This is a genomic window from Pseudomonas sp. Z1-12, assembly GCF_051132015.1.
In the GTDB taxonomy this organism is placed as follows: Bacteria; Pseudomonadota; Gammaproteobacteria; order Pseudomonadales; family Pseudomonadaceae; genus Aquipseudomonas; species Aquipseudomonas zanjanensis.
In genome coordinates, this window is record NZ_CP071647.1 from 1,269,989 (window position 1) to 1,291,102 (window position 21,114).

The 21,114-nt window shown below is 60.2% G+C and carries 29 protein-coding genes; 26 read left to right on the forward strand and 3 right to left on the reverse strand.

What is annotated here, in order from left to right:
• The first annotated feature begins 123 nt into the window (after positions 1–123).
• Positions 124–858 carry a LexA family transcriptional regulator gene (locus J3P85_RS05505; RefSeq protein WP_028237204.1) on the forward strand — a complete coding sequence of 245 codons (735 nt, stop codon included), beginning with the start codon at positions 124–126 and terminating at the stop codon, positions 856–858.
• A 375-nt stretch (positions 859–1,233) separates the two neighbouring features.
• Here J3P85_RS05505 and J3P85_RS05510 read toward each other — a convergent pair whose 3' ends face one another.
• Positions 1,234–1,422 (reverse strand): hypothetical protein, encoded by a 189-nt coding sequence (locus J3P85_RS05510; RefSeq protein ID WP_434706452.1) that lies wholly within the window; start codon positions 1,420–1,422, stop codon positions 1,234–1,236.
• Here J3P85_RS05510 and J3P85_RS05515 point away from each other — a divergent pair.
• From J3P85_RS05515 to recX, 23 genes are all read left to right on the forward strand, one after another.
• Positions 1,366–1,503 (forward strand): Com family DNA-binding transcriptional regulator, encoded by a 138-nt coding sequence (locus J3P85_RS05515; RefSeq protein WP_264083862.1) that lies wholly within the window; start codon positions 1,366–1,368, stop codon positions 1,501–1,503. The two genes, J3P85_RS05510 and J3P85_RS05515, sit on opposite strands and share 57 nt — an antisense overlap.
• 8 nt (positions 1,504–1,511) lie before the next feature.
• A complete protein-coding gene (locus tag J3P85_RS05520) occupies positions 1,512–2,093 on the forward strand; it encodes a DUF642 domain-containing protein (protein ID WP_434705146.1) in 582 nt (193 codons plus the stop codon).
• Positions 2,094–2,143: 50 nt separating this feature from the next.
• Positions 2,144–2,494, forward strand: coding sequence for a phage holin family protein (locus tag J3P85_RS05525; RefSeq protein ID WP_123342521.1), 351 nt, complete (start codon positions 2,144–2,146; stop codon positions 2,492–2,494).
• Positions 2,495–2,530: 36 nt separating this feature from the next.
• Positions 2,531–3,043 (forward strand): hypothetical protein, encoded by a 513-nt coding sequence (locus tag J3P85_RS05530; RefSeq protein ID WP_434705147.1) that lies wholly within the window; start codon positions 2,531–2,533, stop codon positions 3,041–3,043.
• Between the two features lie 3 nt (positions 3,044–3,046).
• A complete protein-coding gene (locus tag J3P85_RS05535) occupies positions 3,047–3,658 on the forward strand; it encodes a phage baseplate assembly protein V (RefSeq protein WP_411386620.1) in 612 nt (203 codons plus the stop codon).
• An 11-nt stretch (positions 3,659–3,669) separates the two neighbouring features.
• On the forward strand, positions 3,670–4,002 hold the full coding sequence (locus J3P85_RS05540; protein ID WP_207965436.1) for a phage baseplate protein: 333 nt from the start codon (positions 3,670–3,672) through the stop codon (positions 4,000–4,002).
• Positions 3,999–4,994, forward strand: a complete 996-nt coding sequence (locus tag J3P85_RS05545) for a baseplate J/gp47 family protein (RefSeq protein ID WP_434705150.1) — start codon at positions 3,999–4,001, stop codon at positions 4,992–4,994. The genes J3P85_RS05540 and J3P85_RS05545 overlap by 4 nt, the downstream gene beginning before the upstream one ends.
• Positions 4,991–5,626 (forward strand): phage tail protein I, encoded by a 636-nt coding sequence (locus tag J3P85_RS05550; RefSeq protein WP_434705151.1) that lies wholly within the window; start codon positions 4,991–4,993, stop codon positions 5,624–5,626. The genes J3P85_RS05545 and J3P85_RS05550 overlap by 4 nt, the downstream gene beginning before the upstream one ends.
• Positions 5,627–7,177, forward strand: coding sequence for a phage tail protein (locus J3P85_RS05555; RefSeq protein ID WP_434705153.1), 1,551 nt, complete (start codon positions 5,627–5,629; stop codon positions 7,175–7,177).
• A 10-nt stretch (positions 7,178–7,187) separates the two neighbouring features.
• Positions 7,188–7,613: a tail fiber assembly protein gene (locus J3P85_RS05560; protein WP_434705154.1), complete on the forward strand. Its 426-nt coding sequence runs from the start codon at positions 7,188–7,190 to the stop codon at positions 7,611–7,613.
• 90 nt (positions 7,614–7,703) lie between these two features.
• Positions 7,704–7,913 carry a hypothetical protein gene (locus J3P85_RS05565; protein WP_434705155.1) on the forward strand — a complete coding sequence of 70 codons (210 nt, stop codon included), beginning with the start codon at positions 7,704–7,706 and terminating at the stop codon, positions 7,911–7,913.
• A 2-nt stretch (positions 7,914–7,915) separates the two neighbouring features.
• Positions 7,916–9,082 (forward strand): phage tail protein, encoded by a 1,167-nt coding sequence (locus J3P85_RS05570; RefSeq protein ID WP_207965431.1) that lies wholly within the window; start codon positions 7,916–7,918, stop codon positions 9,080–9,082.
• Positions 9,082–9,588, forward strand: a complete 507-nt coding sequence (locus tag J3P85_RS05575) for a phage major tail tube protein (RefSeq protein ID WP_186705528.1) — start codon at positions 9,082–9,084, stop codon at positions 9,586–9,588. Before J3P85_RS05570 ends, J3P85_RS05575 begins: the two co-directional genes overlap by 1 nt.
• A gap of 156 nt (positions 9,589–9,744) precedes the next feature.
• Complete coding sequence (locus tag J3P85_RS05580) at positions 9,745–10,311, forward strand: phage tail assembly protein (protein WP_434705156.1); 567 nt, start codon at positions 9,745–9,747, stop codon at positions 10,309–10,311.
• A gap of 128 nt (positions 10,312–10,439) precedes the next feature.
• Positions 10,440–12,617: a phage tail tape measure protein gene (locus tag J3P85_RS05585; RefSeq protein WP_434705157.1), complete on the forward strand. Its 2,178-nt coding sequence runs from the start codon at positions 10,440–10,442 to the stop codon at positions 12,615–12,617.
• On the forward strand, positions 12,617–13,000 hold the full coding sequence (locus tag J3P85_RS05590) for a phage tail protein (RefSeq protein ID WP_186705531.1): 384 nt from the start codon (positions 12,617–12,619) through the stop codon (positions 12,998–13,000). The genes J3P85_RS05585 and J3P85_RS05590 overlap by 1 nt, the downstream gene beginning before the upstream one ends.
• On the forward strand, positions 12,993–13,205 hold the full coding sequence (locus J3P85_RS05595) for a tail protein X (RefSeq protein WP_063322730.1): 213 nt from the start codon (positions 12,993–12,995) through the stop codon (positions 13,203–13,205). Before J3P85_RS05590 ends, J3P85_RS05595 begins: the two co-directional genes overlap by 8 nt.
• 9 nt (positions 13,206–13,214) lie before the next feature.
• Positions 13,215–14,231 carry a phage late control D family protein gene (locus J3P85_RS05600; protein WP_434705158.1) on the forward strand — a complete coding sequence of 339 codons (1,017 nt, stop codon included), beginning with the start codon at positions 13,215–13,217 and terminating at the stop codon, positions 14,229–14,231.
• Positions 14,232–14,502: 271 nt separating this feature from the next.
• Positions 14,503–15,066, forward strand: a complete 564-nt coding sequence (locus tag J3P85_RS05605) for a glycoside hydrolase family 19 protein (protein ID WP_434705159.1) — start codon at positions 14,503–14,505, stop codon at positions 15,064–15,066.
• Positions 15,048–15,584, forward strand: a complete 537-nt coding sequence (locus tag J3P85_RS05610; RefSeq protein WP_434705160.1) for a lysis system i-spanin subunit Rz — start codon at positions 15,048–15,050, stop codon at positions 15,582–15,584. The genes J3P85_RS05605 and J3P85_RS05610 overlap by 19 nt, the downstream gene beginning before the upstream one ends.
• Before the next feature lie 71 nt (positions 15,585–15,655).
• Positions 15,656–16,156, forward strand: coding sequence for a CinA family protein (locus J3P85_RS05615; RefSeq protein WP_434705161.1), 501 nt, complete (start codon positions 15,656–15,658; stop codon positions 16,154–16,156).
• A gap of 83 nt (positions 16,157–16,239) precedes the next feature.
• A complete protein-coding gene (gene recA / locus J3P85_RS05620; RefSeq protein ID WP_014336835.1) occupies positions 16,240–17,292 on the forward strand; it encodes a recombinase RecA in 1,053 nt (350 codons plus the stop codon).
• Between the two features lie 8 nt (positions 17,293–17,300).
• On the forward strand, positions 17,301–17,768 hold the full coding sequence (gene recX, locus J3P85_RS05625; protein ID WP_411386647.1) for a recombination regulator RecX: 468 nt from the start codon (positions 17,301–17,303) through the stop codon (positions 17,766–17,768).
• A gap of 44 nt (positions 17,769–17,812) precedes the next feature.
• On the opposite strand, the gene J3P85_RS05630 is transcribed toward recX, so the two are convergent.
• A complete protein-coding gene (locus J3P85_RS05630; protein WP_434705162.1) occupies positions 17,813–18,931 on the reverse strand; it encodes a TIGR00730 family Rossman fold protein in 1,119 nt (372 codons plus the stop codon).
• 451 nt (positions 18,932–19,382) lie between these two features.
• Between J3P85_RS05630 and J3P85_RS05635 the strand changes: the two genes are divergently transcribed.
• Positions 19,383–19,577: a hypothetical protein gene (locus J3P85_RS05635; protein WP_186705555.1), complete on the forward strand. Its 195-nt coding sequence runs from the start codon at positions 19,383–19,385 to the stop codon at positions 19,575–19,577.
• On the opposite strand, the gene J3P85_RS05640 is transcribed toward J3P85_RS05635, so the two are convergent.
• Positions 19,578–20,000 (reverse strand): quorum-sensing-regulated virulence factor family protein, encoded by a 423-nt coding sequence (locus tag J3P85_RS05640; RefSeq protein WP_003198359.1) that lies wholly within the window; start codon positions 19,998–20,000, stop codon positions 19,578–19,580.
• A gap of 184 nt (positions 20,001–20,184) precedes the next feature.
• Here J3P85_RS05640 and J3P85_RS05645 point away from each other — a divergent pair, with 184 nt between their 5' ends.
• Entirely contained in the window at positions 20,185–20,931 is a 747-nt protein-coding gene (locus J3P85_RS05645) for a tRNA-uridine aminocarboxypropyltransferase (protein WP_434705163.1), read from the forward strand.
• Positions 20,932–21,114 lie beyond the last annotated feature (183 nt).

The window sequence follows — 21,114 nt, forward strand, 5'->3', positions numbered from 1 at the left end:
CGCTTGAGACTCAAGTGTCTGGGGAAAGATCGCAGCCTCGTTGCACTCGACAGCTCATACATATTGCATATTTATGCAAAACAGCATTTGTCTTCTGCAAAAAGAACAAGCATCATGCGCGTTATGCAAAAACGCAACGTTTCGACCGTATTAAGAGCATTGCTCGATCAGCACGGGATCTCCCCCACGGAGCTTCACCGGCGTACCGGCGTGCCTCAGTCCACCCTCTCGCGGATCCTCAGCGGCAAGATCGTCGACCCTTCGGATAAACACATCTCGAAGATCGCCGAATATTTTGCCGTGAGCACCGACCAGTTACGCGGGCGCGCCGACGTTGTGCCCGTCGGCAATGCCCGCCGCGACGAGCCGCATTCCGAACTCAAGGACATAAGCCTGTGGGACGACGAAACACCCGTCGAAGAAGATGAGGTGTCGGTCCCTTTTCTGCGTGAGGTTGAATTGGCTGCTGGATCAGGAAGATTCGTCATTGAGGAGAGCGAACGCTCCAGCCTGCGGTTCGGCAAGCGCAGCCTGCGCCACAACGGTGTGCAGTTCGACCAGGCCAAGTGCGTGACGGTGCGCGGCAACAGCATGTTGCCGGTGCTGCGCGACGGCGCCACGGTCGGGGTGAATGCGGGCAAATGCGGGATCGGCGACATCGTCGACGGTGACCTCTACGCCATCAATCACAACGGCCAACTGCGAGTGAAGCAGCTTTACCGCCTGCCCACCGGCATCCGCCTGCGTAGCTTCAATCGCGATGAACACCCGGATGAGGACTACACGTTCCAGGAAATGCAGGACGAGCAAATCGTCATCCTCGGTCACGTCTTCTGGTGGGGCATGTACGCCCGTTAACCCCTCCGCTGTCAGATAAAACCCGCCGCCGAGCGGGTTTTTTTTCGCCTCCTGAAACCTGCGCCCCTCGCATTTACAAGGGCTTCATGCATTTGCGCATTCGGAACGCATAAATAAATGCATTTACGCATTGACTGTATATGCATCCATGCATATTCTGTGTCCAAGCCGCTCGACAAAGCGGCTGGCAACAAAGCTCTTTAGTTCCATCAACAGGCAGCGATGAACCGGCCTTAACGGTTCAGAGGGTTGGCAACTGGCCCGGGTGTGCAGCGTAAAGCACCAGAAGCAGTTATCCGGCGGGCAGGGACCGCGGCCGGAGGAACAATTTGAATGGATCCGTACCGCGCCAGTCGCGCCGAAAGATCAAGCGCATTACTGAAAAGCCTGGGCAACCGGGCTTTTTGGAATGCCTGTGCCGCGAGGCACTTCAAACCGCCGCCAATGGGAGGGCTTTTGATGCTGAAGGATTTCAGATGCGGTCACTGTAAAAAACTTCTGGCCCGCATGGGCGAGAACACCGAACTCCAGATCAAGTGTTCCCGGTGCGGGACGTTGAATCATGTGAAGGCCGCGAGCCTCGAGCCATCGCCTTTGAGCGACATGAGAGCGGAATCTTCCGCGAACAATCATTCGACTCAATAGGTATCACCATGAACTCATTAAAAAAAACCATGGCTCCATTCCTGCTGGCCTTCGCTTTTTTCAGCGCAACGGGTAACGCCACGGCGGCCAATCTTCTGATCAACGGCAGCTTCGAACAGCCGGGCTGCGCTGACAGTTGTGTATTGAATACGACGGGACAGGCCGATTTCATCACCGGTTGGACAACGTTCCTGTCTGGGGCGGAGTACTTCAATGTCGCCGCTTCGATCCGTGGTTCCGTAGCGCCTGAAGGTGTGGTGATTGTCGATCTGGCTAACAGCGTTTACAGCAACGGAGGAGGGATTCAACAGAACTTCGCCACGGTGGTCGGCGCAAAATATCGCTTGACGTTCAGCGCAGGTAATTCGGTTTACGCCAACCGCTCCGGGGAAGGTGTTGTCCAGGTTAAAGTCGCCGGGCAAACCACAACATTCAACACACCTGCGGCCCGAGGCAGCGTGGTCGAATGGGCCACCATGACCCTGGACTTTACCGCGACCACCACTCAAACAACCCTGGCCTTCTCCAACGAACAGAATCCTTACGTCAATTTCGCTTTCATCGACAACGTCATCGTTGAGCGACTGTAGAACGTCGCCTGTCTCCAAACGTTCATCACTCACCCCCCAGGAAGCCTGACATGACAAACGAGCAACAAGCGTTGCTGGACATGCCGATCTGGCTGGTCATCGTGCTCGCCCTGGTGGGCGGGGTGTCCGGCGAGATGTGGCGCGCCGACAAGGAGGGCGCCCGTGGCTGGCCGTTGCTGCGCCGCGTGGTTCTGCGCTCCGGTGCCTGCGTGGTCTGCGGCGTATCGGCAACCATGCTGTTGTACGCCCTCGGGATGTCGATCTGGAGCGCTTGCGCCCTGGGTTGCCTGACCGCCATGGCCGGTGCCGATGTGGCCATCGGTCTTTACGAGCGCTGGGTCGCCAAGCGGATCGGCGTGTGCGAAGTCCCTCCGCGAGACGTTCCTCCCGACCAGCCGTGAATCGACAGCGCTGATCCCTACACAAGGAGGCGATCAATGTCTGCCCTTATCGAAAAACCGTCGCAGTTGTTCTCGGCCATTGCCCAGACGCTGCGCACCACTTATCCCACCTTGAAAGTCGGCAGCCCTCAGGAGTTCGATGGCACCGACGATCAACCCTGGATACTGATTGCCATCGAGCGTGATGCGCCCGGTCACCGCGCCAACAATGGGCGTATCGCCCATCTCCTGACGGTTTCCCTGCAAGTGGTCATGGCCGTTCCGGGATGGGAGGCCTGCGATTTGGCCGCTGAGTTGAAGCACTTGGTGATGGATAACCGCTGGGGTCTGTCGGGCGATCAATGCGACTTGCCCACGGAGATCGATGGCCTGCCATCCACGTTCATCAACCCGACAAGGTCGTACACCGCCTGGACCCTTTCCTTCAGCCAAACCTTGTACCTCGGCCCGACGCTGTTGGATGACCCGTTGGGCATCCCGAAGTTTGCCCGCACCTGGGAAGTGTCGAACATCGACGACCCGGACCAATACACCGCACTTGAGGGCTAAGCCATGTTTGATGCGCTGTTACGGATGCATCTGGGGCCGATCATCGAGCGCCTGGCGCAGATGGAAACCGAGCTGGAAGACTTGCATCGACGTGCGGAGAGTTTCTGCCGCATTGGCGTTTGCCAGGAAGTCGATGCGGCCAGCAACACGTGCAAAGTCAGCCATGGCGGACTGCTCACTCCGGCGATCCGCTTTTTCAACCCGAGCGCCGGCGCCCAGAGCGAGTCGCGGATTCCCTCCGTGGGCGAGCAATGCCTGTTACTCAACCATGGCGGCGGCGAGAGCGGTGGGCAGGCGGTGGCGTTGTTTGGCCTTAATGGCGGTCAGTTCCCGCCCGTCTCGACACAGGCCTCGCTGACGCGTCGCCTCTATCAAGACGGCACGGAAAACGGCTACGACCACGCCAGCCATGTCCTGCATTGGAAGAACGGCCCGGCGACGTTCAGCGGCTCCCGTGAATCGCTCCAGTTGAGCATTGGCCCATCGAGTCTGGTGATGACGCCGCAAATCATCGAATTAAAACTGGGCGCCGTCGGCATTCGGCTCGACGCCTCCGGTGTGCACCTGAGCGGCCCGGTGGTGGATCACCAGGGACGCGTCATCAGTACCGCATAAGAGACTTCCTCATGATTGGAATCGATCGAAATACCGGCGCCACGGTCGACGACTGGCTGCAGTTCGTGCAGCGCGCCACCCGTGCCTTGACCACGCCGTTGGGCACCCGCCAGAAGCGCCCGTTGTATGGCTGCGCACTCACCCAGTTGCTGGGGCAGAACCTCGGCGACGATCTGTTGATCCTCGCCCAGAGCCATGCGGCCCAAGCGTTCTACAACCCCCACAACGGCATCGATGATTTCGAGCCCCAAGTCATCGTCGCCAGCCGGCACGGTGCCGGATTGCTGCTGCGTTTCGCCGGCACCTGGAAAAACCGCAAGCAGACATTCGAGGTGGTGACATGAGCATGTTGATACCCGGCCAGAACCAACTGGCCGAACCGGCCATCGTCACCGTCGAAGCGTTCGAGGACTTGCTCGCCGAGTTCAAGACCTTCGTGGTCGAGTACGTCGCCGCACGCTCTCCCGCCAGCGCCGCCAAGTTGGTGGACAGCCTCGAGAACGAAAGCGAACTGTTGACCCTGGCCCTCGAGGCGTTCTGTGTCCGGCTGCAAACCCACGAACGCAAATACAACGCCCGCATCAAGCAGATGTTGGCGTGGTGGGCCACCGGCACCAATCTCGACGCTCGCCTCGCGGACATGGGGCTCGAACGCCAATTGCTCGACCCGGGCGACCCGGCGGCATTCCCGCCCGTCCCCCCGGTCTACGAGAGCGATGACGATGCGCGGTTGCGCTACTACCTGGCGCCCCATGCGCCGGCGGCTGGCTCGCGCATGCAGTATCGGCGGGAGATTTTTACCCTGGGGCAGCGTCCCGTCGTAAAAGTCGAGAACGCCTCGGCGGGTGTGGTGACGGTCACCTACACCTTCGACCCGGACAGCTACGCCGCCCAGATCAAGGACGGTAACGGACGCCGTACCGCGCCCGGCGAAGTCACGGTCACGGTGCTGTCCCGCGACGGCAATGGAACGCCGTCCGAGGCGTTGCTCGACGGCGTCCGCGAGCACTTCGCCCGACCGGATGTACGGCCCGAGACGGACTTGGTCATCGTGCAGGCCGCGCAAATCAAACCTTACAAAATCCGCGTCGTGGCGAAGATCAATCCCGGGCCTGACTCGGGCCTGACCCAGGCTGCCGCACAACAACAACTGCTGGACTATGCCGAGGCCTGCCATCGCCTGGAAGGCCGAGTGGACCCGAGCTGGATTGACTACACCCTGCACAGCGCTGGCGCCGTTCAGCTGCAGATTCTCGAACCGCTTGCGCCGATTGTGACGACGGCTTTCCAGGCGCCGTACTGCACGGGTGTCGAGGTCGAGGTGGATACATTATGAGTGACGACACACCTCGCCCGGGCCTGCTGCCGGTCAACAGCTCACCGCTGGAGCGGGCGCTGGATCTCGGGTTTGCCCGGCTGCTGGAACGCGTCGATCCGCCGTTTCCCGAATTGATGAATCCACGTGGAACGACATTGGCGTTCCTGCCTTATCTGGCGGCGGATCGTGGGGTCAAGGAGTGGAGTTCCGAGGCGGCGGAGGCGGAAAAACGCCTGACGGTCGAACTCGCCTGGCCTACCGCTCGACAAGCCGGTACACGAACGGCGCTGGAAAACGCCGCCAAGGGGCTGCGATTGAGGCCTGAAGTGCGGGCTTGGTATGAGCAAACGCCACCGGGCCCGCCCTATAGTTTTTCCGTCAGGGCGTTCACAGATCAGCCCTACAGCGAAACCATCGACGCCCGTCTCGATCGTCGCCTGGCCGACGCCAAAAGCGAGCGCGACACCTTGACAGTTTCCGTCGGCTTGAGTGCCTTCGGCCGTCACGTTATCGGCGCCGCGACGCTGTGCGGTGAACTGACCACGGTTTATCCCGCCGTCATCGATGGCCTTGAAGCCTCGGGCCAAGCCTTCACCGCTGCCGGGCTCTACACCGTCGAAACCTCCACTATTTATCCACAGGGGTCCTAAATGGCCGACTACTACACCCTGCTCACTGACGCGGGGATTGCCTACGAAACCGCCTGCAAGGCAGCGGGCCTACCGATCAAACTGTCGCAGATTTCCGTCGGTGACGGCGGGGGTGCTGTCTACAACCCGGCGGCGACCGCCACCGCACTCAAGCGCGAGGTCTGGCGTGGACCACTCAATGCGCTGTTCCAGGACGAAAAAAACCCGAGTTGGCTGCTGGCTGAGGTGACCATTCCGCCTGATGTAGGCGGTTGGTATGTGCGCGAAGCCGGCTTATGGACCGATACCGGGATTCTGTACGCGATCATCAAATATCCAGAGTCGTTCAAGCCAGTGTTGGCCACTTCGGGCTCAGGGAAAGAGTTTTATATCCGTTCGATTTTCGAGACCAGCAATGCGGAACTGGTGACGTTGTTGATTGACGATACGGTGGTCAAGGCGACGCGGGCATGGGTCGCAAGTTATGTCGCTGATGAGCTTGCCAAGCTCGACAGGAAACAGTCTGTGCGGGTGGCGACGACAGCAAACATTGTGCTGAGCGGTGCGCAGACCGTCGACGGCGTTGCCGTGGTGGCTGGGGACCGGGTGCTTGTCAAGTCGCAGACTTTGGCGAAAGACAACGGTATCTACGTGGTTGCGAACGGTGCTTGGATTCGGGCTAAGGATGCTGATTCGAATGCCGATGTCACCTCGGCGCTTATTGTTTCCGTGGAAACGGGGGCTACGCTTGCCGATACGATCTGGCAGCTCATTACTGATGGCTCGATCGTATTGGGAACGACGTCGCTGATGTTCCAAGACATTACGGCAGGGTATGCCCGTTTGTTGTCGCCAGCCTTTGGGGGCAATCCAACGGCGCCGACACCACCCCAGTTCGATAGCTCTCTCAGATTGGCGAGTACTGCCTTCGCAAAACGGATGGGTGTCGAGTATTCGGTTTTTGTCCCGCTTACGGTCAGTACCGCACTCGGGGCGTCGTACATTGGCGGCGTTGTATCCGTCTCATCCGCTACGCCGATCAACATTACGTTGCCTCCGACCACCGGGGTAGCTGAGGGCGCTACGGTCGAGGTAGTGAACGCTGGGGCTCCTGCCGTTACTGTCCTGGCGGCCGGCACTGACGTTTTGGCTTCCCCGCTCATGGCAGTGACTACGGTCGTTCTGGGTACGGGGGATAACGCCGAGTTCGTGAAAGTGTCAGGGACGTGGCGTTTGCGTGGTGGGGCTATGGCTCTTAAATACGCCTCGGTTTTTGGAGGTGCGTTGACAGCTAATGGGTATCAGAAGTTACCAAGCGGCTTGATTGTTCAGTGGGGCATGATGAGTGCAACCTGTACCACCACTGTTACATCGACCGCTGTGTCATACCCTATTGCTTTTCCGAACGGAGTTTTATGTGTCACTGGGTCTCGCACGATTGAGCTCAATACGTCTAACTCGCCATTGATTTCCGAGTTCTTCTCCGGCGACAGCACTTCGGCACGAGTGACCCACGTAAGAAGCTCGGGATCTATTGCTGCTAACTGGAAGTACATGGCCATTGGTTATTAAGGAGCAGTCTATGTTCGCTTCAAAAACAACTCGCGGTTTCTACGATGCAACTATTCACGTGTCGATGCCTGATGACGTGGTTGAAGTCTCCGGTGAGAAACATGCTGAGCTGCTGGCGGGTCAGTCGGAAGGTAAGGTTATTGCGTGGGATGATGATGGCTTTCCGGTGCTAATTGACCCGCCGTTGCCCACCTTTGCTCAGCTGGTGCAGCAAGAGCGTGTGTGGCGCGATGGTGAACTATTAGCTACGGATCAAATGGTTACGCGGCACCGCGACGAATTGGAGGAAGGCGCCGTAACTACGCTGACCGCCAATCAATACGGGGCGCTGCAAACCTACCGTCGTGACTTGCGTAATTGGCCGCAGGCCGGCGAGTTTCCACTGATAGACCATCGGCCGCCAACGCCTGATTGGCTGGCTATGCAACACCAATAAACGCCCCGCACCGACGGGGCGTTTTCTTACCCATCCAAAACCCAACAGCCCCTTCCTCAAAGGGGCTTTTTCATATCTGGAGAAACAGAAATGGCACTACGCCAAACCTACACCGTGCTCCTCCCATTCCCCACCGGAGGCGGGCACTGGTCGACCGTCGGCCAGGAACTCGATCTGCTCGACGTCGAAGCAAACGCCTTGCACAGCGCCGGTCGCCTGGCATTGAAAAAAACCGAAGCCGTCGAACCGGCTCCTGCATCCAACCCGGCCAAAAAGGCCACCACCAAAAAGGCTGAATAACCATGGCTGAGGTTTTGAACTTCGAGCACAACGGCATTACCGTCAATGCCACCGAATCTCCCGAGGCCATGGGTGGCCTGGGTGACAACGTCATCGGTCTGGTCGGCACCGCGCCGAATGCCAACCCGCTGATTCCGAAAAACACCCCGTTCCGTATCAACAGCTTCACCACCCAGGCCCAGCTGGACCCGACCGGTGCCGAGGCGGGTACGTTGTTCCAGGCGGTCTACCAGATCCTCAAAGTGGTCAAGGTGCCGGTCTATGTGGTCATCGTCGAAGAGGGCGCGACCCTGGCCGACACGCAGAACAACGTGATCGGCGGCATCGAGGCGCAGACCGGGCGCAAGCTGGGCCTGGCCGCGTTGAGTGGCGTGGCCGAAGACCTGACCATCATCGGCGCGCCGGGCTTCACCGGCACCAAGGCCGTGGCCAGCGAATTCGCTTCGTTTGGCAAGCGCATCAAGGCCCGTGTGGTGCTCGATGGCAAGGACGCCTCGGTCGCCGACCAGGTGACCTACAGCCAGGAACTGGGCGGCGCCGACCTCGGTTTCGACCGTTGCCTGGTGGTGCACAACATGCCGGCGGTGTACTCCAAGGCCGCGAAGAAAAACGTCTTCCTGGCCCCGTCGAGCCTGGCCATCGCCGCGCTTGCCAAGGTCAAGCAGTGGGAGAGCCCGGGCAACCAGGTGACCTTCGCCGAGGACGTTTCGCGCACCGTCGAATACAACATCCTCGACACCTCCACCGAAGGCGATCTGCTCAACCGCTACGGCGTCAGCTACTACGCCCGGACCATCCTTGGCGGCTTCTCGCTGCTGGGCAACCGTTCCATCACCGGTAAGTTCATCAGCTACGTCGGCCTGGAAGATGCCATCAGCCGCAAGCTGGTGAAGGCCGGCCAGAAAGCCATGGCCAAGAACCTGACCAAGTCGTTCATGGACCAGGAGGTCAAGCGCATCAATGACTGGCTGCAAACCCTGGTGGCCGACGAAACCATTCCCGGCGGCAGCGTGTACCTGCACCCGGAATTGAACAGCGTCGAGAAGTACAAGAACGGCACTTGGTACGTGGTCATCGACTACGGCCGCTACGCGCCGAACGAACACATGATTTATCAACTCAATGCCCGCGATGAAATCATCGAGCAGTTCCTGGAGGACGTTCTCTAATGTTTACCAACCGCGTAAGACAGGCCATCGCGGCCACCCTGCAAGGCCTGCCGTTGTCGGCGACCGTGGAAGATTTCACCCCGCCGAAAATCGAATTCGACATGGAAGAGATGCGTGGCGGCCGTTTCATTGGCGAGGAAATGGCCAAGGGCGGCAAGGTGCTGACGGCCAAGCTGACCCTGCAAGGCCTCGGTCCGGAAGTCATGCTGGCGCTGGGCGTGACGGTGGGCGAGGACATTCTGCTCAACGTGCGTGAAGCCGGCCAGGACCAGGACGGCAACACCTGGTTCACCTATCACACGGTGGGCGGCAAGTTGAAATCCCTCGAGGAAACCCCGCTGAAAATGAATGAGAAGCCCAAGACCAATCTTGAGCTGTCCTGCCGCACTTACAACCGCCTGGAAAACGGCGTGCCGGTGATCGACATCGACGTGCGCACCCAGAAGTTCGTGCTCAACGGCGTCGACATTCTTGGCGATGCGCGCCGTGCGGTGTTGCTGCCTTAAACAAACCAGCCGGCTAGACGCAGTCCCTGTGGGAGCGAGCTTGCTCGCGAAGAGGCCATCAGCTTCAACAGCAATGTTGACTGACACACCGCTTTCGCGAGCAAGCCCGCTCCCACAGGTGGCTCGTCCACGCTGCTTCACCAAGGAATTGATTCCATGTCCTGGATGCCTCCTACCCATGAGCTGCTGTCGCCGATCACCGGTGACGATGGCTCGCAGATCGAGCAGCTCCCACTCAAGCCTCTGTACTACGCCGCGCAAAAAGAGGCCCTGGCCCGCGCTGGCGATGACGAAGACGATCAGTTCTTCGAGCTGGCCAAACTGGCCACCGGCCTGTCGGTCAAGGAACTCGACCAGCTCAAGCGCCCGGATTACGTGAGCATTGCCCAGTACGTGCACGAAATGTCCACCCGCCCGGCGTCGTACTTTCTGGATGATCCACAGGTCGACCCCGACCAGGTGCAGCTGCTGCAACCGTTCGACGTCGCGGGCCGCAGCCTGACCTCGTTGACCCTGGAAATGCCGGTGCTGCGTGCCACCAAGGCCATGAAAAAACTGAAGACGGCCAAGGAACGCGCTGAGTTCATCACCGCCCATTGCACTGGCCTGATGATCCCCGACCTCGATCACCTGACTGTGCCCGACTGGACCCAGCTGCAGGTACGCATCGACGATTTTTTAAACAAACCGGCGGACTTCTTTCGGAGCGCGACATCGAAGTGATCCTCGATGTGGTGCCGCTCATTTACTCGGTAAGTGAGGCGGAAATCCTGGAGTGGGACGCCGGCAAGGCCTTGCGCCGCTACGACATCGCGATCACTCGCCTTGGCGTGAAACAGGAGTAGAGCGGGATGGCGGACGATAGATATTCGCTCAAATACGCAACCTTCAATGACAGTGGGGTGGCGTTCGGTAATACCAGCCTCACCAGTGGCGTGTCGGCACAAGGCGCGTTCGCCAGGGATCAACTGGCGAGCCTCGATCTGGCCTTGGAGACGCTCGGTCTCAAGCTCGGACTGCTGACTACGGCGATCGAGTCGCTGACTGTAAAGCTTTCGGCGCAACGCTTGTTCTCCCAAACGATGGGCGCCGGCGCCAAGGGCGAGTCGGCCAATGAGCAAAAGGGCAAGTCCAGTGGCGGTATCGAACCACTGGCGCTGCTCAAACCTGCGATAGCGATGGATTCGGCCATGGCCGATCTGAAGCAGGTCACCGGATTTAGCCCTCGCCAGATCGAACAGACAACTGAGTCAACCCGGCACGTCGCCACCGCTCAGCTGGTGGCGGCCGGGGGCACCACGGCGGTTGAAGTGGTGAGAATGCAAAGCCTGGCGGCCAGCAAAGGCATCGGCAACGATTTGCCCAATGCCGCGGACCGACCGTCGGAGCTGTCGCGTTTCGCCTCGGATGCCGCCGTCATCGCGACGGCGACCAAGAGGCCGGCCATGGAGGTTGCCGAGATGCTGGCCGACTGGCGCATCTCCATGAAGCTCAGCGGTGCTCAAGCCTTTGACTTGGCGGATGCAACCAACCAGTTGGGCAAGCTACCCGATGGTGCGAAACCGGCTGAAATTGGCGCGGTCTTGCAGCGTGACGGTGCGGCTGCGACGACGGTAGGCCTGGCCCCTGCCCAAGCCGCAGCGGTGACGGCGGCATTGCTCAATACCGGGACCAAACAAGCGGAAGCCGGCGTGGCGCTGGATAGCTTCACGACGGCCCTGGGCAAGGGTGGCCAAGTCTCCGCCACCGAGCAAACGGCCTGGAAACAGTTGGGCCTGGAACCCACGGCGGTGGCGAGCGGCTTGCGTGACAAGGACACAGCGCCTGGCACGGTGATGACGGTGCTGGCGGCCTTGAACGCGCAACCGGCCGAAAGGCGCTCGGCCCTTGCCACGACGTTATTCAACAATGGCGATGAAGCCGTGCTGCGCATGGCGCGGAAACTGCCTGATGTGAACGCAGCCTTCCTACAGGTGAAAGATCCAGGCCAATACGCCACTTCACAATTGGGCAACGACGGTTCGGTGCGGCAGGATGCATTGGCGCTGTCGAAAACCCATCAAGGCCAACTGAATATCCTCAACGCCCGCAACGAGCGTTTGTCGTTGGCCACGGGAAACGCGCTGATGCCTTCGGCGGATAGCTCATTTCAGGGGCTGGGTTCGCTGGCCGATGGCATGAGTGAATTGGCAGAGTCCTCACCCAAAGCCGCCGCGGCCATCGTGTTGATCGGCGCGGCGATCAAACCGCTGGTGGGTGTGCTGCTCAAGGCGGTAGGGGATGAGATCTCCAGTCAGGTGGCCAAGCGGGTGTTGGGTAGGGCCGCTCCGCACCTTCCCGGTCGATTGGGTGAAGCGATCTCCGAAGATTTCAGAAATCCTCGGGTGGGCAAGCTGGATACAAGCAATGCCAACCAGCGTCCCGAATCCCCGAGAGGGTCGAAAATACGCGTCAGTGCACGAGGCTCACTGGGAAGCGCAGGGCGTTTTTCACTCGCGCCAACCGCCTCGTTACGCTCGATGACTCGCAGGGCGCCAGGCCCATTAAAAGTCGTTGGTGCCGTCGCTGACGTGGCCGAGGGAGTGCTGACCGGCGACAAGCGGATGATGGGCGCAGGCCTGGGCGCCGCAGGTGGCGGCTGGGCAGGCGCTGCTGCGGGCGCTGCAGCCGGTGCTGCGTTGGGGAGTGTCGTGCCGGTGCTAGGCACTGCCATTGGAGGCGTGCTTGGCGGCCTGCTGGGCGGCTGGCTGGGGAGCGATGTCGGCGCGTCTCTGGGGGAAAAACTCGTCGCCCCGGTCGACAGGCTCGCCGCGCCAGAACAGGTCAGCAAAGACTTGGGCAGCACCCAGGCAACCACCCAGCAAAACACCATGACCGCCAACATCTACATCAACGGCCAGGACCAGGCCAGTGCGAGCCAGTTGGCGAACCTGGTGGTACAACAGATCACCGGCCAGTTCGGCCTGACATCCATGCCCAACTCACTGGCCATGCGCAGTGACGCGGCCCTGACCGATGGAGGTACGTGATGCGTCAACAAATGGCTCTCGGCAGTTTCATCTTTGGCCTGTCGAGAAATTTTGCGTACCACCAGTTGGTACACACCTCGGATGGCGGCTGGAAAAATATCGACATCCTCACCAGCAAGCCCAAGTCCAGCCAGATCGGCCAAGGCCTGCAAGGGCTGACGATCACCGGCAAATCGATGTACGCCACCGCCATGGATCGCCTCGATGAGTTGCGCGCTTTGCAGGCGCAGCGCGTCCCACTGCCGTTGGTCGATGGCATCGGCCGCAACTGGGGCCTGTGGCAGATCAACAATGTCACGGAAACCCAGACCGCAATCATTGATGACGGCACGGCGATGGTGGTGGGCTGGGTGGTTGATTTGAAGGAGTTCGCCAATGCGTAGGGTTCGAAGTATCGCCGGTGATTCGGTGAATCTCTTGCTCTATCGGGAGCTGGAACGTTGCGACGACATCGTCGAGGAGGCGCTCTGGCGTCTCAATCCCGGATTGGCTGAATGGGGCCCGGTATTGCCGGCGGGTGTGTGGGTGGTCTTGCCGGAAGTGGACCTCAAGCCCGTGGCAACCCCACCGGTTTCGGCCTGGGATTAAGGAGGCGACATGGCATTGGGTTTTACGCCTGCGGTGGAGATTTATGGCGCGAACGCCGCGCTGTTCAACGAACGCCTGCTCAAGTGGGAGCATGTCGATGCGGCGGGGATCGAGTCCGATCAGCTGACGCTCACCATCAGCCTGGACGGTCTGGAAGGGTTGCCCAGCCTGGGCGGGAAAATCGGCCTGCGGGTCGGTTACCTGGAATCGGGGCTTGTGGATAAAGGCGAGTTCGTCATCACCCGGCGCACGCCGTTGCTGTTTCCGCTGCAACTGGTGCTGGTGGCGATGGCAGCGCCGTTCAGCGCGGCGGACCAGACAGGCTTCAAGCAGCGCCGATCCGTCAGCCATGGTCCGACGACCCTGGGGGCGCTGTTTCGTCAGCTGACTTCCAGGCACGGGTTTTCGCCCCGTGTGGCGCCGGACCTGTCGCTGATAAAAATCGAGCACATTGACCAGTCCAACGAAACCGACATGGGATTCCTCACGCGGCTGGCCCATCGTTATGACGCCGTCGCCAAGCCGGTCAACGAGCTGTATGTGCTGGCCCGGCGCGGCCAGGCGAAGTCGTTGTCGGGCAAGGTCCTGCCCGAGATGAAACTGTCGGTGACGACCAATAATCGCCCGGGCGACCACGCCTTCATTTCGGCCAAGTTCGATGAAACCGCCCGAGCCAAGTACCAGGGCTGCAAGACCCATTGGTGGGATGCGGCGGCCGGCAAGCTGCAGGTCGAGGAGAGCGGCATCGCGCCGTTCAAGACCCTGCGCCAACGCTTTCAGAGCGCAGACGACGCCCGCGCCGCCGGCGAAGGCGAGGTGCGGCGGATGGAGCGCGAAGCCCTCAAGGTCAAGATCGAATGCCCTGGTAACCCGGGGCTGTCCGCCGAGGGCATCGTACTGTTGGACCCGTCCTGGCCGGACTTCATGCGAGGTCGCTGGTCGATCGACAAAGTCACCGCCAGCGGCGACCGGGAAAAAAGCTACCGCTGCACCATTGACGCAACCTGCCTGGACGCCAAGGCCTGACCCCATTTCCTGTGGGAGCGAGCTTGATTCTGTGGCGAACTATTTTTTGTGGCCACTGAAAAAACCACTGTGGGAGCGAGCTTGCTCGCGATAGCGTCAGCTCAGTCACTTTGATATCGACTGACCCACCGCTATCGCGAGCAAGCTCGCTCCCACAGGTCTCCCTCGACTGCAACTTCTCAATAACTGGAATTCCTCCATGAAGATCACACCGATCCTCACGCAGTTTTTCTGAAGCCGATCCAGCATTGGGACAATCAAGGAGAATGCCATGCTCGTCACGCGAGCCCAACTGCTGCAAATCCTCCCGAGCGCCGGCGCCAATGCCAGCGTTTTTGCACCGGTCCTGAACGCTGCCATGGACCGCTATCGGATCATCAGCGTCAAACGAATGGCCGCGTTCCTGGCCCAGGTCGGTCATGAGTCGGGACAATTGCGTTATGTGCGCGAGCTAGGCAGCGAGCAGTACCTTGGAAAATACGATACCGGAACCCTGGCCGTTCGCCTGGGCAACTCGCCCCAGGCTGACGGTGACGGTCAAAAGTATCGCGGCCGAGGGCTGATCCAGATTACCGGCCACGACAACTATCTGCATTGCAGCCTCGGCCTGTTCGGCGATGAACGCCTGCTGGCCTTGCCTGAGCTTCTTGAACGGCCGCAATGGGCCGCCGAATCCGCCGCCTGGTTCTGGGAGCAGAACGGCTTGAACGAATTGGCCGACCGCGATCAGTTCAACACCATCACCCGCCGTATCAACGGCGGTTTGAACGGCCTGGAGGACCGCCTGCAATTGTGGGCGCGGGCGAAGGAGGTGTTGTGCCAACCTTCGACCTGATGCCCTTTTCATCCCGTGCCCTGGGCGTTGTCGTGTTACTCGCGCTGCTGGCCGGCGGTTCGGCGCTGCTTGCGTGGCGGGTCCAGGACTGGCGTTACGGTCAGCAACTGGCCCGACTCGCACAGGCCCAGGCCGAAACGCTGAATCAAATCACCCAGGCGGCTGCGATGCAGCAAAAGGCCGAGCAAGACAAACGCCTCACCCTGGAACAACAACTCGCCGCCAGCGAACAAACCCATTACCGAGCCTTGAGCGATGCCCAACGTGACCAGGATCGCCTGCGCGATCGCCTTGCTACTGCCGATGTCCGGCTGTCAGTCCTCCTCGACGCCGACGATGTTGCCGCCGATTGTGCAGTGCCTGCCGCCGCCCGCGCCAGCGGCGTGGATCATGACGCCCCACGCGCCCGACTTGACCCGGCGCATGCTCAACGAATTATCGCCATCACCGACACCGGTGACCGCGGATTGATCGCATTGCAGGCTTGCCAGGCCTACATCAGGGCCCTGGGTCAGTAGTCTGGCGAGCCTTGCAAGCTTCGATCGCTCGTGTACGGTAGGCCCCAATTGCGTGGAATCAGGAGAGCACCATGGACGACATTACCGAACTGGCCGCGGAACTGGGCAGGCGCCTGCAGCGGCTCAATGCCCATGTGACCACAGCCGAGTCCTGTACGGGCGGGGGGATTGCGGAGGCCATCACGCGGATCCCCGGGAGTTCGGCCTGGTTCGAGGCCGGTTATGTCACCTATTCCAATCGTCAGAAGAGCCAGCAGTTGGATGTGCCCGCCGAGTTGTTCGAAAAGGTGGGGGCGGTCAGCCGCGAGGTGGTCGAGGCCATGGCGCTAGGTGCCCAGCGCAAAAGCCTGGCGCGGTTTGCCGTGGCGGTCAGCGGCGTGGCCGGGCCGGACGGGGGCTCGCCGAGCAAACCGGTGGGTACCGTGTGGATCGCCTGGAGGGTCGGCGAGGCGGTGTACAGCGAGCAGAAATTCTTCCCAGGCAACCGCGACGAGGTCCGCCGACAAACGGTGAGGGCCGCGCTAGACGGGCTGTTACAACATGCCGCCGTAGAAATCTCAAATCAGGGGTAGGCGATCCCGGATCGCTGTGGAATAATACTGGCTACTTATACAGGTGTTGGCCGCCAGGCCTTATTGATTACGTGAGGACTTTAATGGACGACAACAAGAAGAAAGCCTTGGCTGCGGCCTTGGGTCAGATCGAACGTCAATTCGGCAAGGGTGCCGTAATGCGTATGGGCGATCAGGACCGTCAGGCTATTCCTTCCATCTCCACCGGCTCCCTGGGCCTGGACATTGCGCTAGGCATTGGCGGTCTGCCAAAAGGCCGAATCGTTGAAATCTACGGTCCTGAATCGTCCGGTAAAACCACACTGACCTTGTCGGTGATCGCCCAGGCCCAAAAAGCCGGCGCGACCTGCGCCTTCGTCGATGCCGAACACGCCCTGGACCCGGAATACGCCGGCAAACTGGGTGTCAACGTCGACGACCTGCTGGTTTCCCAGCCGGACACCGGCGAACAAGCCCTGGAAATCACCGACATGCTGGTGCGTTCCAATGCGGTTGACGTGATCATCGTCGACTCCGTGGCGGCACTGGTGCCAAAGGCTGAAATCGAAGGTGAAATGGGCGACATGCACGTGGGCCTCCAGGCTCGCCTGATGTCCCAGGCCCTACGTAAAATCACCGGTAACATCAAGAACGCCAACTGCCTGGTGATCTTCATCAACCAGATCCGTATGAAGATCGGCGTGATGTTCGGCAGCCCGGAAACCACCACCGGTGGTAACGCACTGAAGTTCTACGCCTCGGTTCGCCTCGACATCCGCCGTACCGGCGCGGTGAAAGAAGGTGACGAAGTGGTCGGCAGCGAAACCCGCGTCAAGGTCGTGAAGAACAAGGTGGCTTCGCCGTTCCGTCAGGCCGAGTTCCAGATTCTTTACGGCAAGGGCATCTACCTCAATGGCGAGATGATCGACCTGGGTGTGTTGCACGGTTTCGTCGAGAAGTCGGGCGCCTGGTACGCCTACAACGGCACCAAGATCGGTCAGGGCAAGGCCAACTCGGCCAAGTTCCTGGCGGATAACCCGGAAGTTGCCGCGGCCCTCGAGAAGCAGCTGCGTGACAAGCTGTTGAGCCCGGTGGCAGACGTCAAGTCCGTGGCTAATCGCGAGCCCGTTGACGACCTGGCTGATGCCGACATCTGATTGATCCGATGACCGTCGTACTCGATACCCTCGTCGCGGTGCGGCGAACCGCGATGGACCTGCTCGCCAGACGCGAGCACGGTCGGGTCGAGCTGACGCGTAAACTGCGTCAGCGCGGCGCAACCGATGAGCTGATCGACACAGCCCTCGACCGCTTGACTGAAGAGGGCTTGCTGTCGGAGTCCCGTTACCTGGAAAGCTTCGTCGCTTATCGTGCTCGCTCCGGCTATGGTCCTTTACGCATTCGTGAGGAACTGGGCCAACGGGGCTTGCAACGCCCGGACATCGAACTCGCCTTGCGCGAAAGCGGTATCGATTGGCAGGAGCAACTGACGGACACCTGGCGTCGCAAGTTCTCAGGACATTTGCCCATCGATGCACGGGAGCGAGCCAAGCAGGGGCGTTTCCTGGCGTACCGAGGGTATTCCATGGAGATGATCAACCGCTTGTTCAGCGGTCGCGGTATGGATGATTGAATAAAAACGGCCCGCTATTTCGATAGCGGGCCTTTTTTTATGGCTCAGGTTACCTTGATCGGCTCCCATGTGAGGGGGTGGGTCTTCTGGGTGGGCTGGGCCCAGTTTTCCGGCAGGTTGATGTAATCCACCAGCTCCCTCAAGCGACCGTGGTTGCGAGCGTTGAAGGCGAATGTCAGCCGTGTCAGATGACTGAATCGGGCCTCGTCGTGCTCTTCACCGCTGTAGTCATGTTGATGAAAACAGTCGTTCAGGCACAGGTCGGCAAAATCCACCTGCATCTGCTGCACGGCCTGTTCGCTTAGCTTGTGATTCATGCGGATCACAAACTGGTGCTTGAGCCAGCGACTGGAATGGAAGTTGCGGTAGAACTGGTTGATCTCTTCCACGGCCTCCTCGGCGTTGTACACCAGGCGCATGAGCTTCATGTCTGTGGGCAGGATGTAGCGATTTTCCTCCAACTGCTCGCGGATAAAATCCAGGGCGCCTTGCCAGAACTTGCCTCCGGGAACATCCAGTAGGACCACCGGTACCAATGGGCTTTTACCGGTCTGGATCAGCGTCAGGACTTCCAGCGCCTCATCAAGCGTGCCGAAACCGCCGGGACAGAGCACCAGTGCGTCGGCCTCCTTGACGAAAAACAGTTTGCGGGTAAAGAAGAAGTGGAACGGCAACAGATTCGACGTGCCTTCAACGGTCGGGTTTGCGTGCTGTTCGAAAGGCAGGGTGATATTGAATCCCAGGCTATGGTCACGCCCTGCGCCTTCATGGGCCGCAGCCATGATGCCACCGCCGGCACCGGTGATGACCATCATGTCCGAGCGGGCCAGCGCAGCGCCCAACTCTCGGGCCAGGCCGTACAGAGGATGTTCGATGGGCGTTCGGGCCGAGCCGAAGACCGTAACCTTGCGCCGGCCCTTGAATTGTTCGAGCGTACGAAAGGCCTGTTCCAATTCCCTCAGGGCTTGCAGCGTAATCTTGGCATTCCAGCGGTTGTGATCCTCCTGGGCCATGCGCAGCACAGTCAGGATCATGTCGCGGTAAATGGGGAGGTTGGGGCTGTCGGGGGATACCAGGTTGAGTTGTTCTTCGACCTTGCGGGTGAGGTCGTGGCCGTGGTTCTCAAAATGACGATTGAGCAGGTCATTCGGTTTATAAGGCATTCAGCTTCTCCTTCTTAACAGGACCCCGGCCCGAACGAGAGATTCGTTCGGGCCACGACACTCCGTGTGTCGTTGTCAGCCCAGGCATCGGCTGGCGGCTGACCTGGCTTGACGCGGTCTGGCAGGGCGACCAAGCCATCCAACGGGGTCTGTTTTTCCCTTTGATAAAAACAAGCACGCCAAAGTGTTGGCCGGACAGGCTCTTTCTGCCCGGTGCAACTGCTAAGAATACTTTTGAATCTAGCCGATCTTTGCTGTCCTGATCATGGCGCTCAAAAGTGACCGTTGGCAACCGCTGGATAAGCGCACGGCAATATCGCGCCGCTCGTCAGATTGCCGGCCGACTGCGTTTCGCTCTGATTTACTGATAACAAGCGTGCCAACGTAATTGACGCCCAGGGCTGGGTGCCACGTGATGGATTGAAGCGGATCGGGCAGGGAGGCGGGAGAGATGGCCAGGGTGACTCTGGAACTCGACAGGCAGTTGTACTTGATGCTGTTGGAATCGGCACAGGCCAATCGGGTGAGTCTTGAGGAAGAATGCTGTCGCCGGCTGGGCGGGCGAGCATGGCGCTCGCGCTATCTGCAGGCGCTGGTGGCGGAACTGCGCGCCGACGATGAGCAGCGGCGCGCAAGCTCGGGTTGATTACTTCTTCGTCTTGGCGGGTTTCGGGCAATCCGATTCCTGGAAACGTTCGGTCGCGACCGGACGGTTGGTCTTAACCTCGGTAAATTCATAGCGCATCGTCGCGCCCTTGGCCATCAACTTGCGAAAGCCCGGATTGGTGCACACCGTGGAACCCAGTTGGAAATACACGGCCTTGGGGTCTGCGCGCATTTTCTGGGCATGGCTGCTCTGCACGCTGAGGTGGTTGATCAGCTCGGTGCCTTCGACGGTATAACCTTGGTCGAGAATGTCTTCGTTGATCGCCCGCGGCGTGCCGACGCTACTTTCCTTGGCAACGTTCTGCAGCATCTTGTTCAGTTCGAGTTCTTTCAGCGAGGCAGCCTGAGCGCTGAAGGACGTCGCCAGCAGAACGGCAACGGTAGGGACGATAAGGCGCAGCATGAAACTCTCCTGGTTCAGTGACTGGTGGTTCGACCGATCACATGACTGTGCGTTCAGTGGCCGGGGATTATAGGGGAGCCCGTGTGGACGGTACAGGTTCGTGCGCTCTGGTAGACTGCCGGCCTTTATTGCCCTGCCGAGTGTTGTTCGTGTCGAGTTTTCCTGTCCGCCGGCGTTGCCCACGATGAACCACGCCCCCAACGCCGTCGCCCGCCTGCGCGACCAGCGCATCGATGAAGGCATCAAGCCGATTCAGGCCCGGGGCTGGCGCGCGCCCCGTTGCAGCGCCTGCCGTGTGATCGAGAGCCATTGCCTGTGCGCCTGGCGTCCGAGCGTCGAGACCCGTTCCGGGGTTTGTTTGATCATGACCAACAAGGAAGTGTTCAAGCCAAGCAATACCGGTTGGCTGATAGCCGATGTGGTACGCGACAACCATGCGTTCATCTGGTCGCGCACCGAGGTCGATGAGCAACTGCTGGCGTTGTTGAACGATCCGCAATGGCAACCTTACCTGGTGTTCCCCGGCGAATATGTCGAGCCATCGCGAGTCACCCATACGGTGGAACTCGATGACGCCAAGCGTCCGCTGTTCATCCTGCTGGACGCGACCTGGACGGAGGCGCGGAAGATTTTCCGTAAAAGCCCGTATTTCGACCGACTGCCGATCCTGAGCCTGCTCCCCGACAGACTGTCGCGCTACCGCTTGCGCCGTTCGACCCGCAGCGAGCACTTGTGCACCGCTGAGGTGGCGGCGTTGTGCCTGGAGTTGGCGGGGGACAGCGACGCCGCGTCGGCCCTGGATGCCTATTTCGATGTGTTCAGCCAGCATTACCTGGGCGCCAAGGGCCAGCGGGAGGTGAACCTGTCGACCCCGGCCCATGCCGAGTTGCAACCCTTCATCCGTAGGCCGCACGCAGTATTGGCCCAATAGTGGCCCATACTGGACAAAGGGGCGACCGTGCTGCTTGACCACCCTGGCTTCGCTGGGCATGCTTGGCGCCGACCAGGGCGCCGCCCACTGTTTTGAAACGCTATGTTTGGCGTTGAACGTGCCCCTGTGGATGCCGTCGCCGGGCGGTGTCTCGAGTTGTCTTGGCGAGGCGCGAATGCATCG

What these genes read in the sequence shown, in the direction of transcription:
- J3P85_RS05505 (WP_028237204.1), top strand. Translation starts at nt 124, where the DNA reads ATGCAAAAACGCAACGTTTCGACCGTATTAAGAGCATTGCTCGATCAG.
- J3P85_RS05515 (WP_264083862.1), top strand. Translation starts at nt 1,366, where the DNA reads ATGGGCGAGAACACCGAACTCCAGATCAAGTGTTCCCGGTGCGGGACG.
- J3P85_RS05510 (WP_434706452.1), bottom strand. Translation starts at nt 1,422, where the DNA reads ATGATTCAACGTCCCGCACCGGGAACACTTGATCTGGAGTTCGGTGTT.
- J3P85_RS05520 (WP_434705146.1), top strand. Translation starts at nt 1,512, where the DNA reads ATGAACTCATTAAAAAAAACCATGGCTCCATTCCTGCTGGCCTTCGCT.
- J3P85_RS05525 (WP_123342521.1), top strand. Translation starts at nt 2,144, where the DNA reads ATGACAAACGAGCAACAAGCGTTGCTGGACATGCCGATCTGGCTGGTC.
- J3P85_RS05530 (WP_434705147.1), top strand. Translation starts at nt 2,531, where the DNA reads ATGTCTGCCCTTATCGAAAAACCGTCGCAGTTGTTCTCGGCCATTGCC.
- J3P85_RS05535 (WP_411386620.1), top strand. Translation starts at nt 3,047, where the DNA reads ATGTTTGATGCGCTGTTACGGATGCATCTGGGGCCGATCATCGAGCGC.
- J3P85_RS05540 (WP_207965436.1), top strand. Translation starts at nt 3,670, where the DNA reads ATGATTGGAATCGATCGAAATACCGGCGCCACGGTCGACGACTGGCTG.
- J3P85_RS05545 (WP_434705150.1), top strand. Translation starts at nt 3,999, where the DNA reads ATGAGCATGTTGATACCCGGCCAGAACCAACTGGCCGAACCGGCCATC.
- J3P85_RS05550 (WP_434705151.1), top strand. Translation starts at nt 4,991, where the DNA reads ATGAGTGACGACACACCTCGCCCGGGCCTGCTGCCGGTCAACAGCTCA.
- J3P85_RS05555 (WP_434705153.1), top strand. Translation starts at nt 5,627, where the DNA reads ATGGCCGACTACTACACCCTGCTCACTGACGCGGGGATTGCCTACGAA.
- J3P85_RS05560 (WP_434705154.1), top strand. Translation starts at nt 7,188, where the DNA reads ATGTTCGCTTCAAAAACAACTCGCGGTTTCTACGATGCAACTATTCAC.
- J3P85_RS05565 (WP_434705155.1), top strand. Translation starts at nt 7,704, where the DNA reads ATGGCACTACGCCAAACCTACACCGTGCTCCTCCCATTCCCCACCGGA.
- J3P85_RS05570 (WP_207965431.1), top strand. Translation starts at nt 7,916, where the DNA reads ATGGCTGAGGTTTTGAACTTCGAGCACAACGGCATTACCGTCAATGCC.
- J3P85_RS05575 (WP_186705528.1), top strand. Translation starts at nt 9,082, where the DNA reads ATGTTTACCAACCGCGTAAGACAGGCCATCGCGGCCACCCTGCAAGGC.
- J3P85_RS05580 (WP_434705156.1), top strand. Translation starts at nt 9,745, where the DNA reads ATGTCCTGGATGCCTCCTACCCATGAGCTGCTGTCGCCGATCACCGGT.
- J3P85_RS05585 (WP_434705157.1), top strand. Translation starts at nt 10,440, where the DNA reads ATGGCGGACGATAGATATTCGCTCAAATACGCAACCTTCAATGACAGT.
- J3P85_RS05590 (WP_186705531.1), top strand. Translation starts at nt 12,617, where the DNA reads ATGCGTCAACAAATGGCTCTCGGCAGTTTCATCTTTGGCCTGTCGAGA.
- J3P85_RS05595 (WP_063322730.1), top strand. Translation starts at nt 12,993, where the DNA reads ATGCGTAGGGTTCGAAGTATCGCCGGTGATTCGGTGAATCTCTTGCTC.
- J3P85_RS05600 (WP_434705158.1), top strand. Translation starts at nt 13,215, where the DNA reads ATGGCATTGGGTTTTACGCCTGCGGTGGAGATTTATGGCGCGAACGCC.
- J3P85_RS05605 (WP_434705159.1), top strand. Translation starts at nt 14,503, where the DNA reads ATGCTCGTCACGCGAGCCCAACTGCTGCAAATCCTCCCGAGCGCCGGC.
- J3P85_RS05615 (WP_434705161.1), top strand. Translation starts at nt 15,656, where the DNA reads ATGGACGACATTACCGAACTGGCCGCGGAACTGGGCAGGCGCCTGCAG.
- recA (WP_014336835.1), top strand. Translation starts at nt 16,240, where the DNA reads ATGGACGACAACAAGAAGAAAGCCTTGGCTGCGGCCTTGGGTCAGATC.
- recX (WP_411386647.1), top strand. Translation starts at nt 17,301, where the DNA reads ATGACCGTCGTACTCGATACCCTCGTCGCGGTGCGGCGAACCGCGATG.
- J3P85_RS05630 (WP_434705162.1), bottom strand. Translation starts at nt 18,931, where the DNA reads ATGCCTTATAAACCGAATGACCTGCTCAATCGTCATTTTGAGAACCAC.
- J3P85_RS05635 (WP_186705555.1), top strand. Translation starts at nt 19,383, where the DNA reads ATGGCCAGGGTGACTCTGGAACTCGACAGGCAGTTGTACTTGATGCTG.
- J3P85_RS05640 (WP_003198359.1), bottom strand. Translation starts at nt 20,000, where the DNA reads ATGCTGCGCCTTATCGTCCCTACCGTTGCCGTTCTGCTGGCGACGTCC.
- J3P85_RS05645 (WP_434705163.1), top strand. Translation starts at nt 20,185, where the DNA reads ATGAACCACGCCCCCAACGCCGTCGCCCGCCTGCGCGACCAGCGCATC.